At 67.2% G+C, this 11,819-nt stretch carries 12 protein-coding genes; 8 read left to right on the top strand and 4 right to left on the bottom strand.

Going from position 1 to position 11,819, the window contains the following annotated elements:
• The first annotated feature begins 40 nt into the window (after window positions 1-40).
• Window positions 41-1,438, top strand: coding sequence for a class II fumarate hydratase (fumC, locus tag ACSFA5_RS10505; protein ID WP_435443948.1), 1,398 nt, complete (start codon window positions 41-43; stop codon window positions 1,436-1,438).
• A 59-nt stretch (window positions 1,439-1,497) separates the two neighbouring features.
• Here the strand turns inward: fumC and ACSFA5_RS10510 are convergent, their stop codons facing one another.
• The gene (locus ACSFA5_RS10510) at window positions 1,498-2,115 is read right to left on the bottom strand and encodes an NAD(P)-dependent oxidoreductase (RefSeq protein ID WP_435443949.1); all 618 of its coding nucleotides are present in this window, start codon (window positions 2,113-2,115) and stop codon (window positions 1,498-1,500) included.
• A gap of 109 nt (window positions 2,116-2,224) precedes the next feature.
• Between ACSFA5_RS10510 and ACSFA5_RS10515 the strand changes: the two genes are divergently transcribed.
• Complete coding sequence (locus tag ACSFA5_RS10515) at window positions 2,225-3,157, top strand: LysR family transcriptional regulator (RefSeq protein WP_435443950.1); 933 nt, start codon at window positions 2,225-2,227, stop codon at window positions 3,155-3,157.
• Between the two features lie 24 nt (window positions 3,158-3,181).
• On the opposite strand, the gene ACSFA5_RS10520 is transcribed toward ACSFA5_RS10515, so the two are convergent.
• Entirely contained in the window at window positions 3,182-3,817 is a 636-nt protein-coding gene (locus ACSFA5_RS10520; protein WP_435443951.1) for a YqhA family protein, read from the bottom strand.
• 157 nt (window positions 3,818-3,974) lie between these two features.
• Between ACSFA5_RS10520 and acs the strand changes: the two genes are divergently transcribed.
• Together acs and ACSFA5_RS10530 are read left to right on the top strand one after the other, a co-directional pair.
• The gene (gene acs, locus ACSFA5_RS10525) at window positions 3,975-5,972 is read left to right on the top strand and encodes an acetate--CoA ligase (protein ID WP_435443952.1); all 1,998 of its coding nucleotides are present in this window, start codon (window positions 3,975-3,977) and stop codon (window positions 5,970-5,972) included.
• A 129-nt stretch (window positions 5,973-6,101) separates the two neighbouring features.
• On the top strand, window positions 6,102-6,602 hold the full coding sequence (locus tag ACSFA5_RS10530) for a LapA family protein (RefSeq protein ID WP_435443953.1): 501 nt from the start codon (window positions 6,102-6,104) through the stop codon (window positions 6,600-6,602).
• 15 nt (window positions 6,603-6,617) lie between these two features.
• On the opposite strand, the gene ACSFA5_RS10535 is transcribed toward ACSFA5_RS10530, so the two are convergent.
• Complete coding sequence (locus ACSFA5_RS10535; protein WP_435443954.1) at window positions 6,618-6,932, bottom strand: c-type cytochrome; 315 nt, start codon at window positions 6,930-6,932, stop codon at window positions 6,618-6,620.
• Between the two features lie 107 nt (window positions 6,933-7,039).
• Between ACSFA5_RS10535 and ACSFA5_RS10540 the strand changes: the two genes are divergently transcribed.
• On the top strand, window positions 7,040-7,288 hold the full coding sequence (locus tag ACSFA5_RS10540) for a TIGR04438 family Trp-rich protein (protein ID WP_435443955.1): 249 nt from the start codon (window positions 7,040-7,042) through the stop codon (window positions 7,286-7,288).
• A gap of 71 nt (window positions 7,289-7,359) precedes the next feature.
• Here the strand turns inward: ACSFA5_RS10540 and ilvD are convergent, their stop codons facing one another.
• Window positions 7,360-9,054, bottom strand: coding sequence for a dihydroxy-acid dehydratase (gene ilvD / locus ACSFA5_RS10545; RefSeq protein WP_435443956.1), 1,695 nt, complete (start codon window positions 9,052-9,054; stop codon window positions 7,360-7,362).
• A gap of 103 nt (window positions 9,055-9,157) precedes the next feature.
• Here ilvD and ACSFA5_RS10550 point away from each other — a divergent pair, with 103 nt between their 5' ends.
• From ACSFA5_RS10550 to ACSFA5_RS10560, 3 genes are all read left to right on the top strand, one after another.
• On the top strand, window positions 9,158-10,117 hold the full coding sequence (locus ACSFA5_RS10550) for a LysR family transcriptional regulator (protein WP_435443957.1): 960 nt from the start codon (window positions 9,158-9,160) through the stop codon (window positions 10,115-10,117).
• 69 nt (window positions 10,118-10,186) lie between these two features.
• A complete protein-coding gene (gene lgt / locus ACSFA5_RS10555) occupies window positions 10,187-11,017 on the top strand; it encodes a prolipoprotein diacylglyceryl transferase (RefSeq protein ID WP_435443958.1) in 831 nt (276 codons plus the stop codon).
• Between the two features lie 126 nt (window positions 11,018-11,143).
• Entirely contained in the window at window positions 11,144-11,812 is a 669-nt protein-coding gene (locus ACSFA5_RS10560; protein WP_435443959.1) for a GntR family transcriptional regulator, read from the top strand.
• Window positions 11,813-11,819 lie beyond the last annotated feature (7 nt).

Below are 11,819 nucleotides of genomic sequence, written 5' to 3' on the forward strand. Positions count from 1 at the left end.
CGCAGCGGCGCAACCTTTCATGATCCCGGAGCTTTTTTCCATGACGAATTCCCCCAAGACCCGCGCCGAGCGCGACACCTTCGGCCCGATCGACGTGCCGGCCGACAAGCTGTGGGGCGCGCAGACGCAGCGCTCGCTGCAGAACTTCGACATCTCCGGCGAGCAGCAGCCGCGCGAAATCATCAAGGCGCTGGCCCAGGTCAAGCGCGCGTCGGCCGTGGTCAACCATGCGCTGGGCCTGCAGGACGAGAAGAAGACCCAGGCCATCGTGGCCGCGGCCGACGAAGTCATTGCCGGCAAGCATCCGGGCGAGTTCCCGCTGGTGGTGTGGCAGACCGGCTCGGGCACGCAGACCAACATGAACGTCAACGAGGTGCTGGCCAACCGCGCGAGCGAAATCCTCGGCGGCGAACGCGGCGAAGGGCGCCTGGTGCACCCGAACGACGACGTCAACCGCAGCCAGTCGAGCAACGACGTGTTCCCGACCGCCATGCACGTGGCCGCCGTGGAAGCCATCACGCACAAGCTGCTGCCCGCCATCGCCAAGCTGCGCGGCACGCTCGACCGGAAGGCCAAGGACTTCGCCGACATCGTGAAGATCGGCCGCACCCACCTGCAGGACGCCACGCCCCTCACGCTGGGCCAGGAGTTCTCGGGCTACGTGGCGCAACTGGCGCATGGCGAGGCGCATGTGCGCGCCGCGCTGCCGCACCTGAGCGAACTGGCGCTGGGCGGCACGGCCGTCGGCACCGGGCTGAATGCGCCCAAGGGTTATGCGGAACAGGTAGCGGCCGAGTTGGCCACGCTCACGGGCCTGCCTTTCATCACCGCGCCGAACAAGTTCGAAGCCATGGCCAGCGTCGATGCGCTGGTGCATGCGCACGGTGCGCTGAAGACGCTGGCCGCCAGCGTGAACAAGATCGCCAACGACGTACGCTGGCTCGCCAGCGGTCCGCGCAGCGGCATCGGCGAACTGAGCATTCCCGAGAACGAGCCCGGCTCGTCGATCATGCCGGGCAAGGTCAACCCGACCCAGAGCGAGGCCGTCACGATGCTGGCCGCGCAGGTGTTCGGCAACGACGTGGCCATCAACATCGGCGGTGCCTCGGGCAACTTCGAGCTGAACGTGTTCCGCCCGATGGTGGCGCACAACTTCCTGCAGAGCGTGCGCCTGCTGGCCGACGGCATGGTGAGCTTCAACGACCACTGCGCCGTGGGCATCGAGCCGAACCGCGAACGCATCACGGAGCTGGTGCAGCGCTCGCTGATGCTGGTGACGGCGCTGAACACGCACATCGGCTACGACAAGTCGGCCTACATCGCCAAGAAGGCGCACAAGGAAGGCACGAGCCTGCGTGAAGCGGCGATTGCCTCGGGGCACCTGACGGCCGAGCAGTTCGACCAGTGGGTGGTGCCGGAGAACATGACGGGCCGCTGAGCCGCTCGAGCGGTTCGTTCGGACAGCCATGAAAAAGGACCCGCGGGTCCTTTTTGTTTTCAGTAGCCGATGGTGTAGCGCTGGCGTGGGTGCGCGGGCTTTTCCAGCTCGTCGATGAACGCGATCGCGTAGTCCTCGAAGGTGATCCAGCTGCGGCCTTCGGCGCTCACCAGCAGGTCGTCGGTGCCCAGGCGGAACTTGCCGGTGCGCTCGCCTTCGACGAATTCGGCCGAGGGCGACAGGAAGGTCCAGTCGAGTTCCTTTTCGCTGCGCAGCGCTTCCAGGAACACGCCGCCGGCCGAGGCCTCGGCACGATACGCGTCGGGGAAGTTCGGCGTGTCGATCACCTTCAGGCCCGGTGCCGCGAACAGGCTGCCGGCACCGCCGACCACCAGCAGGCGCTTCACGCCCGCGCGCTTGGCCGGCTCGATGATCGCCGCGGGCGGCACGGTGGCGAAGTGCGCGGCGCTGAACACGGCGTCGTGGCCGGCCAGTGCTTTTTCGAGCGTGGGTGCGTCGAGCACGTCGAGGTCGACGGCCTTCACATTGGTGCGGCCGGCCAGCTTGGCGCTGGCCGTGCGGGCGATGGCCGTGACCGTGTGGCCGCGGCGCAGGGCTTCTTCCAGAAGGCGGCCGCCGGCGCGTCCGGTGGCGCCGATGATGGCGATGTGGCTCATGAGAACTCCTGTCGAAGACGAAAGTGGATCGGATGAGGCTCATCTTAGGTTTCTGATTCCGAAAGAAATACCTCGATTTGCGCGTTTGTTTATTTCTAGAATCGTTCGAATGGACCGACTGAATGCAATGCGGGTGTTCGTGAACGTGGTGGACGCGGGCAGCCTTTCGGCCGCGGCCGACAAGCTCGACATGTCCCGCCCCGTGGTCACGCGCTACGTGGCCGAGCTGGAGCAATGGACCGGCGCGCGGCTGCTCCACCGCACCACGCGCCGCCTGAGCCTCACGGCCGCCGGCGCGGAGCTGCTGCCGCGCTGCCGCCAGGTGCTGGAGCTCGCGCTCGACATGCAGGCCGCCGTGCGGCATCCGGCCGAGGCGCCCAGCGGGCAGTTGCGCATCACCGCCAGCACCTCGTTCGCGCAGGCCCAGCTGGCCGATGCGGTGGCCGACTATGTGCGGCTGTACCCGGGCGTGGCGGTCGACCTGGTGCTGCTCGACCGCGCGGTAAACCTGGTGGACGAGCGCATCGACCTCGCCATCCGCGTCGCGGCGGAGATCGACCCCAACCTCATCGCGCGCCGGCTCACGGACTGCCGCTCGGTGGTGTGCGCCTCACCGGGGTACTTGAAAGAGCACGGCCAGCCGCTGCGTGTGGAAGAACTGGCGCAGCGCAACTGCCTCACGCACTCGTACTTCGGGCGCAGCCTGTGGAACTTCACGCGCAAGGAGACCGGGGAGCCGGCCTCGGTGGCCGTGGGGGGCAATGTGTCGGCCAACGATGCGGCCAGCCTGATGTACCTGGCAAGGGCCGGGGCGGGCGTCGCGATGCTGCCGACCTACCTGGCGGCGCCCTTGCTGCAGGCGGGAGAACTGGTGCGGCTCTTCGGCGATTTCGAGCCGCAGGTGGTGGGCATGTACGCGGTGTACGCCTCGCGCAAGCACATGCCGGCCACCTTGCGCACCATGCTCGACTTCCTGGCCGAGCGCTTCACGGAAGTGCCGGCGTGGGACGCGCCGTGCGCCGCCGCCGCCGCCGCTGTGTAGGGCGCGGCACGCGGGCTTTTTCTGTCAGTGGGGCGCGCCGCCCTGGCTCGCGTTCCCGGTCATCAGCTTGTCCGTGTAGGCAATGGCGATGGCCGAGAACAGGAAGGTGATGTGGATCACCGTCTGTGCGATCAGCACGCGGTCGGTGTAGTTGTCCGCGTTGATGAAGGTCTTGAGCAGGTGAATGGAGCTGATGCCGATGATGGCGGTGGCCAGCTTCACCTTCAGCACCGAGGCGTTCACGTGGCTCAGCCACTCGGGCTGGTCGCGGTGGCCTTCGAGGTTCATGCGGCTCACGAAGGTTTCGTAGCCGCCCACGATCACCATGATGAGCAGGTTGGAGATCATGACCACGTCGATCAGGGCCAGCACCACCAGCATGATCACCGTCTCGTTGAGCGAGGCGACCGGCACGGTGGTCTTGTAGCCGATGCTGGTGATGAGGGCCTGCAGCGCGGTCTGGCTGCCGAAAGCGGCCTCGACCAGGTGCAGCAGTTCGACCAGGAAGTGCACCACGTACACCGCCTGCGCCACGATCAGGCCCAGGTACAGAGGCAACTGCAGCCAGCGGCTCGCAAAGATCAGCCGCGGCAATGGCCCCATCGGATAGGTCCGGGGGGCGGGCGGGTTCCTGGGGTCGAAGGGTTCAGGAGCGGACATCGGCGGGCAGGTGGTGGAGGACGGAAGATTCTAGGGGTGTCCCCGTGTCGCGCTCGTGATAACCCCGCGAACTAACATCGGACCGCCTACGACCCGTCAGTGACCCGTAAGTGCGACCGTCGACATTACGGCCGCAGCCATCCAGGAGACAAGAGACATGAGCAGCGCATCCAAGAACATTGAATCCGTCCTGGTCGAGAACCGCGTGTTCCCGCCCGACGCCCGCGCCACCCAAGGCGCACGCATCGCCAGCATGGCGGCCTACGACGCCCTGTGCAAAGAGGCCGAACAGGACTTCGAAGGCTTCTGGACCCGCCTGGCCAAGGACAACCTGCAGTGGACCAAGCCGTTCACCCGGACGCTGGACGAGTCGAAGGCCCCGTTCTACGAATGGTTCGGCGACGGCGAACTCAACGCCAGCGCCAACTGCCTGGACAAGCACGTCGGCACCCCGGTCGAGAACAAGACGGCCATCGTCTTCGAGGCCGACGACGGCACCGTCACCCACGTCACGTACAAGGAACTGCTGGGTCGCGTGAGCCAGTTCGCCAACGCGCTGAAGGCCGCGGGCATCCAGAAGGGCGACCGCGTCGTCATCTACATGCCGATGACCGTCGAAGGCGTGATCGCCATGCAGGCGTGCGCGCGCATCGGCGCCACCCACAGCGTGGTGTTCGGCGGTTTCTCGGCCAAGGCGCTGCAGGAACGCATCATCGACGCGGGCGCGGTGGCGGTCATCACCGCCAACTACCAGCTGCGCGGCGGCAAGGAACTGCCGCTGAAGGCCATCGTGGACGACGGCATCGCGCTGGGCGGCTGCGAGTCGATCAAGACCGTGTTCGTCTATGAGCGCACGCCCACCGCGTGGGCCCGCGTCGAAGGCCGCGACAAGACCTTCGATGAAGCGCTGAAAGGCCAGAGCACCGATTGCCCGCCCGTGCCGGTGAACGCTGAGCACCCGCTGTTCATCCTGTACACCTCGGGTTCCACCGGCAAGCCCAAGGGCGTGCAGCACGCCACCGGCGGCTACCTGCTGTGGGCCAAGCTCACGATGGACTGGACCTTCGACATCCGCCCCGAAGACGTGTTCTGGTGCACGGCCGACATCGGCTGGATCACGGGCCACACCTACGTCGCCTACGGGCCTCTGGCGGCCGGCGCCACTCAGGTGGTGTTCGAGGGCATCCCGACCTTCCCGCACGCGGGCCGCTTCTGGCAGATGATCGAAAAGCACAAGGTGTCAGTGTTCTACACGGCGCCCACGGCCATCCGCTCGCTCATCAAGGCGGCCGAGGGCGACGAGAAGGTGCATCCGAAGAACTGGGACCTCACGAGCCTGCGCATCCTGGGTTCGGTCGGCGAGCCGATCAATCCGGAAGCATGGATGTGGTACCACCGCAATATCGGCGGCGAGCGCTGCCCCATCGTCGACACCTTCTGGCAGACCGAGACCGGCGGCCACGTCATCACGCCGCTGCCGGGCGCCACGCCGCTGGTGCCGGGCTCGTGCACGCTGCCGCTGCCGGGCATCATGGCCGCCATCGTCGATGAAACAGGCAAGGACCTGCCCAACGGCGCGGGGGGCATGCTGGTCATCAAGCGGCCCTGGCCCTCGATGATCCGCACCATCTGGAACGACCCCGAGCGCTTCAAGAAGAGCTACTTCCCCGAAGAGATGGGCGGCACGATCTACCTGGCCGGCGACGGCGCGGTTCGCAGCGAAGACCGCGGCTACTTCCGCATCACCGGGCGCATCGACGACGTGCTGAACGTGTCGGGCCACCGCCTGGGCACGATGGAGATCGAATCGGCGCTGGTGTCCAAGACCGACCTCGTCGCCGAGGCCGCCGTGGTGGGCCGCCCCGACGACGTGACCGGCGAGGCGGTGTGCGCCTTCGTGGTGCTCAAGCGCTCGCGCCCCACCGGCGAGGAGGCCAAGCAGATCGCCAACGAGCTGCGCGCCTGGGTGGCCAAGGAAATCGGCCCCATCGCCAAGCCCAAGGACATCCGCTTCGGCGACAACCTGCCCAAGACGCGCAGCGGCAAGATCATGCGGCGCCTGCTGCGCAGCATCGCCAAGGGCGAAGAGATCACGCAGGACACATCGACGCTGGAAAACCCGGCCATCCTCGAACAGCTGTCCGAGCGGCTGTAGGACGTGGCCCTCTATCCGGTCCGTGGCGGCGGACCGGCCCTTCGCCTGAGGTAAAACCCATCGACAAGCCGTGCGCCTCGACGCGCGCGGCAACTGCCGATGTGTTCGATCTTTCCGAAGGAGGCCCCCATGGGCGTGAGATCCGCTTTTCTTTTTGTCATCGTGCTGCTCATCGCGGCACTGGCCGCGCTGAACTGGGGCGCGTTGTCCACGCCCTCCGAGGTGTGGCTGGGCTTCATGACCGTCACGGCGCCGCTGGGGCTCGTCATGCTGGGCCTCACCGTGGTGCTGGCCGCGTTCTTCCTGGTCTACGTGCTGTACCTGCACAGCTCGGTGTTGATCGACACCAAGCGCCACACCAAGGAAATGCAGGTCCAGCGCGACTTGGCGGACAAGGCCGAGGCGTCGCGCTTCACCGAGCTGCGCACCTTTCTCGAAGCGCAGGAAAACAAGCACATGGGGCAGAACGCCGACCGGCAGACGGCGCTGCTGGCGCGCCTGGACCAGCTCGAAACCGCGGTGCGGCTTCGCTCCGACCAGACCGACAACACGGTGGCCGCGCACATCGGCCAGCTCGAGGACCGCATCGAGCGCCGGCCGATGCCGGTGGACATCAACCCGCAGGCGTGACGCCTGCCGGGGCGCTTACTTTGTCGACAGCACCCAGGCCGCGAGCTTCTTGGCGTCGGCTTCGCTGACCTGGTTGTTCGCGGGCATCGGCACCGGGCCCCACACGCCGGAGCCGCCCTTCATGATCTTGGTGGCGAGGGTGTCGACCGCGCCCTTGTCGTCCTTGTACTTGGCGGCCACGTCCTTGAACGACGGCCCGAGCACCTTGCGCTCGACCGCATGACAGCTCATGCAGTTCTTCGAAGTCGCCAGGGCCAGGTCGGCCAACGCGGGCGCCGCGAGCATCACCAGGCCAAGGCCCAGGGCTGCCGACAACAAGACTCTTTTCATGGGGATGTATTTGTTAAGGGCTGAGTTACATTCGTCTCAACGCGATTGTAGGTAGCGCCATGCACGGCGTCCGGATGCGTTGCCAATACAACCCGGAGGGATTCGCGATGTGGTTTCTGGCGTTGGGCCTGCTCAGTATCGGCCTCAAGTATTTCGAATTGGGCATGGTGGCCGGCTGGAGCTGGTGGATCGTGCTGTCCCCGTTCGCGATGGCGCTCGCGTGGTGGGCCTGGGCCGATTCGTCGGGCTACACCAAGCGCCGGATCATGGAGCGCGAAGAGCAGCGCAAACAAGACCGCATCAACCGCCAGAAGACCAACATGGGCGTGAAGCCCAGCAACGGCCCGCGCCGCTGAGCGCAGGCCGGCGCGAAGCCGGGCAGGCGCGGGCGGCGGCAAGGCCACCGGCCGCCCCGGCTTTCACCTGATCAGAACTTGTCGAGCACCGCGCCCGTGCTCGCGCTCGAGGCATTGAACGCGAACTTGGCCTGCACGCCGCGCGTGTAGCGCGGGGCAGGGGCCTTCCAGCCCTCGCGGCGCCTGGCGATCTCGGCGTCGGGCACATTGAGTTCCAGCACCAGCTTGTGCGCGTCGATGGTGATCGAGTCGCCTTCGTTCACGAACGCGATGGTGCCGCCAGCGGCCGCTTCAGGCGCCACGTGGCCCACCACCATGCCCCAGGTACCGCCCGAGAAACGTCCGTCGGTGATCAGGCCCACGCTTTCGCCCAGGCCCGCGCCGATCAACGCACCCGTGGGCGCCAGCATTTCCGGCATGCCCGGGCCGCCCTTGGGGCCGAGGTAGCGCAGCACCATCACGTCGCCGGCCACGATCTTGCCGGCCAGGATGGCCTGCAGCGCCGATTGCTCGTCGTCGAACACGCGCGCCGGTCCGGTGATGACCGGGTTCTTCAGGCCGGTGATCTTGGCGACCGCGCCTTCGGGCGACAGGTTGCCCTTCAGGATGGCCAGGTGGCCTTCGGCGTACATGGGCTTGTCGATGCCGCGAATCACGTCCTGGTCGGCGCGCGGCACGTCGGGCACGTCCTTCAACACTTCTTCGATGGTCTGGCCGCTGATGGTGATGCAGTCGCCGTGCAGCAGGCCGGCCTTCAGCAGCACCTTCATCACCTGCGGAATGCCGCCGGCCTGGTGCAGGTCGACCGCCAGGTACTTGCCCGAAGGCTTCAGGTCGCACAGCACCGGCACCTTCTTGCGCATGCGCTCGAAGTCGTCGATGGTCCACTCGACCTCGGCCGCGTGCGCGATGGCCAAAAAGTGCAGCACCGCGTTGGTCGAGCCGCCCGTGGCCATGATGACGGCCACGGCGTTCTCGATGGCCTTCTTGGTCACGATGTCGCGCGGCTTCAGGTCTTTCTTGATCGCCTCGATCAGCACCTTGGCCGATTCCTTGGCCGAGTTGGCTTTTTCGTCGTGCGGGTTCGCCATGGTGGACGAGTAGGGCAGCGAGATGCCCAGCGCCTCGAACGCGCTGGACATGGTGTTGGCCGTGTACATGCCGCCGCAGGAGCCGGTGCCGGGAATGGCGCGCTTTTCGATCTCCAGCAGGTCTTCGTCGCTCATGTTGCCGGCGGCGTTCTGGCCGACCGCTTCGAACACGCTCACGATGTTCAGGTCTTGTCCCTTGTAGCGGCCCGGCAGGATGGTGCCGCCGTACACGTAGATGGCCGGCACGTTGGCGCGCAGCATGCCCATCAGGCCGCCGGGCATGTTCTTGTCGCAGCCGCCGACCACCAGCACGCCGTCCATCCACTGGCCGCCGACGCAGGTCTCGATGCAGTCGGAAATGACTTCGCGGCTCACCAGCGAATACTTCATGCCTTCGGTGCCCATGGCCATGCCGTCGGAAATGGTGGGGGTGCCGAACACCTGCGCGTTGCCGCCGGCTTCCTCGATGCCCTCGATGGCCGCGTCGGCCAGCTTCTGCAGGCCCGAGTTGCACGGCGTGATGGTGCTGTGGCCGTTGGCCACGCCGACCATCGGCTTCTTGAAGTCGCTTTCCTGGTAGCCCATGGCGTAGAACATGGAGCGGTTGGGCGCGCGGCTCTTGCCTTCGACGATGTTGGCGCTGCGGCGATTGATCTGGATTGGCTTGGTGTCCATGGGTGGCTCTTGTGTCGTGGGGAGATCGAGGGGAGCCCAAGTATCGGACTTCTGATTGATTGGTTCCAATCCATTTTTCAGCATGGATTGATATGCTCGGCATATGAATGAAGTCCTGATCGACCTGCGCGCCTGGCGGCAGTTCGTCGCCGTGGCCGAGGAGCTGCACTTCGGCCGCGCCGCGCTGCGGCTGCACATGACGCAGCCGCCTGTGACGCAGGCCATTGCCCAACTGGAGAAGACGCTGGGCGTGGTGCTGTTCGACCGCACCCGAAGGCGCGTGGCGCTCACGCCCGCGGGCGAGGCGCTGCTGCCCGACGTGCGCGAACTGATTGCGCGCGCACAGGCGTTGCCCGCCCGGGCGCGCGCGGCGGCGGCAGGGCAGGTGGGGCGCGTGCGCATCGCTTTCGTCTCCACCGTCGGCTTCGAGCAGTTGCCGGCCTGGGTGCGCGAATTCCGCGTGCTGTGCCCGGAGGTGGCGCTCGAGCTGGTCGAGGCCACCGGCGACGTGCAGCTCGAGGCCTTCGCGCGCGGCGAGATCGATGCCGGCCTGATGCTGCATTCGCCGGGCGCCGCGCCACCGGGGCTCGCGCGCCTGGCCGTGTCGCAGGAGCCGCTGGTGCTCGCGCTGCCCGAGCAGCATGCGCTGGCGCGCGCCCCGGCGCTGCGGCTGGCCGACGTGCTGGCCGAGCCGCTGGTGATCTTTCCGCGCCGCATCGTGCCCTCGCTGCACGACGCGATCTTCGGCCTCTACCACGCCGCCGGCCGCACACCGTTGCTCGGACAGGAGGCCATCCAGATGCAGACCATCGTCAACCTCGTCTCGGGCGGCATCGGCGTGGCGTGGGTGCCCGAGAGCGTCACGCAGTTCCGCCGCGCGGGTGTGGTGTACCGCCGCGCCGACGCGTTCGCGCCGGCCGGGCGGCGCCGCAGCCCGCCGGTGCTGCCGGCCTGCGAGACCAGCCTGGTGTGGCCGGAGGAAGCCGCCAACCCGGCGCTCGCGCGCTTCGTGGCCTTCGTGCGCGAGCGCGGCCGCGAAGACAACAAGGCGCCCGCCCGCTGAGCCCGCCAGGTGGCGCCGCCGGAATGTCCCCGTCCCGGTCGCGACATCCGGGGCGGGCACAATCCCCGCATGCTCATGTATCCGCAGATCAACCCCATCGCCCTGCAGCTCGGGCCGGTGGCCATTCACTGGTACGGCCTGACCTACCTGGCAGCCTTCGCGCTGTTCTACTTTCTCGGCACACGCCGGCTGCGCCATGAGCCGTACCGCTCGCTGGTCGGCGCGGGCGCATGGCAGCGCAAGGACATCGAGGACATTCTTTTTCTCGGCGTGATGGGCGTGATCGTCGGCGGCCGGCTGGGCTATTGCCTGTTCTACAAGCCCGAGTTCTACCTCACGCATCCGCTCGAAATTCTCTATGTGTGGCAAGGGGGCATGAGCTTCCACGGCGGGCTGCTCGGCGTGATCGGCGCCATGGTCTGGTTCTCGCATTCGCGTGCGCGGCCGTTCTGGCAGGTGATGGATTTCGTCGCGCCCTGCGTGCCGACCGGGCTTGCGGCGGGCCGCGTGGGCAACTTCATCAACGGCGAACTCTGGGGCCGTTTCAGCAGCCCCGATCTGCCCTGGGGCATGGCGTTCCCCCAAAGCGGCTCGATGCTGCCGCGCCATCCGTCGCAGGTCTACCAGTTCCTGCTCGAAGGGCTGCTGCTCTTCGCGGTGATGTGGCTCTACGCGCGCAAGGAGCGCAAGCAAGGGCAGGTGGCTGCGGTGTTCCTCATCGGCTACGGCGTGCTGCGTTTCGTGGCCGAGTACTTCCGCGAGCCCGACGACTTTCTCGGCCTGCGCGCGCTCAGCCTGAGCCAGGGGCAGTGGCTCAGCGTGCCGATGGTCGTTGCCGGCATCGCACTGTGGTTCTGGTTCGGCCGCGCGGCCGCCAGGACAAGCACCGCGCGCGCTTGATTCGTAAGTTCGCAGGGTAAATCCTAGCCGCGCACGGGGTGCGCGGGCCTTGCGCGCAAGGGGATGCAGGCTCAGAATTATGCGTAATTACAGGAAATTACGCGATTCCCACCGCGATGCCCCCCCATGCGCCTGGTCCCCAACTCCCTGCACGACGAAGTCGCCGCCACGCTGCGCGAGCAGATCTTCGCCGGCACCCTGGCACCCGGCAGCTTCGTGGACGAGGCAACCCTGTGCGAGCGCCTGTCCATCTCGCGCACCCCCCTGCGCGAGGCGCTCAAGGTGCTCACCGCCGAAGGCCTGCTGCGGCACGAGCCGCGCCGCGGCTGCTTCGTCAACGAGGTGACCGAGCGCGACCTCGACGAGATCTTTCCCGTCATCGCGCTGCTCGAAGGCCGCTGCGCCTACGAGGCGGCCCGCAACGCCAGCGACGCCGAACTGCACGAGCTCGACGCGCTGCACGAGCGGCTGGTGCGCCATGCCAAGGCGCGGCGCATCAACGACTACTACGCCACCAACCACATCATTCACGAGGCGATCATCCAGCTGGCCGACAACAAGTGGCTGGCCCAGGTGATCGGCGACCTGCGAAAGATATTGAAGCTCGCGCGGCTGCAGCAGCTGCATGCGCCGGGGCGGCTCGACCAGAGCCTGTCGGAGCACCTGGCCGTGTTCGCGGCGCTCAAGGCGCGCGACAGCGAAGGCGCCGATGCCGCCATGCGCACGCACATGACGCGCCAGCGCGAGGCGCTGCGCGAAGTCATGCGCCAACAGAAATCCAGGGTGATGCCGTGACGGCCCC

This window comes from Variovorax monticola, from assembly GCF_051216855.1.
GTDB lineage: Bacteria > Pseudomonadota > Gammaproteobacteria > Burkholderiales > Burkholderiaceae_C > Variovorax.

What these genes read in the sequence shown, in the direction of transcription:
- fumC (WP_435443948.1), top strand. Translation starts at nt 41, where the DNA reads ATGACGAATTCCCCCAAGACCCGCGCCGAGCGCGACACCTTCGGCCCG.
- ACSFA5_RS10510 (WP_435443949.1), bottom strand. Translation starts at nt 2,115, where the DNA reads ATGAGCCACATCGCCATCATCGGCGCCACCGGACGCGCCGGCGGCCGC.
- ACSFA5_RS10515 (WP_435443950.1), top strand. Translation starts at nt 2,225, where the DNA reads ATGGACCGACTGAATGCAATGCGGGTGTTCGTGAACGTGGTGGACGCG.
- ACSFA5_RS10520 (WP_435443951.1), bottom strand. Translation starts at nt 3,817, where the DNA reads ATGTCCGCTCCTGAACCCTTCGACCCCAGGAACCCGCCCGCCCCCCGG.
- acs (WP_435443952.1), top strand. Translation starts at nt 3,975, where the DNA reads ATGAGCAGCGCATCCAAGAACATTGAATCCGTCCTGGTCGAGAACCGC.
- ACSFA5_RS10530 (WP_435443953.1), top strand. Translation starts at nt 6,102, where the DNA reads ATGGGCGTGAGATCCGCTTTTCTTTTTGTCATCGTGCTGCTCATCGCG.
- ACSFA5_RS10535 (WP_435443954.1), bottom strand. Translation starts at nt 6,932, where the DNA reads ATGAAAAGAGTCTTGTTGTCGGCAGCCCTGGGCCTTGGCCTGGTGATG.
- ACSFA5_RS10540 (WP_435443955.1), top strand. Translation starts at nt 7,040, where the DNA reads ATGTGGTTTCTGGCGTTGGGCCTGCTCAGTATCGGCCTCAAGTATTTC.
- ilvD (WP_435443956.1), bottom strand. Translation starts at nt 9,054, where the DNA reads ATGGACACCAAGCCAATCCAGATCAATCGCCGCAGCGCCAACATCGTC.
- ACSFA5_RS10550 (WP_435443957.1), top strand. Translation starts at nt 9,158, where the DNA reads ATGAATGAAGTCCTGATCGACCTGCGCGCCTGGCGGCAGTTCGTCGCC.
- lgt (WP_435443958.1), top strand. Translation starts at nt 10,187, where the DNA reads ATGCTCATGTATCCGCAGATCAACCCCATCGCCCTGCAGCTCGGGCCG.
- ACSFA5_RS10560 (WP_435443959.1), top strand. Translation starts at nt 11,144, where the DNA reads ATGCGCCTGGTCCCCAACTCCCTGCACGACGAAGTCGCCGCCACGCTG.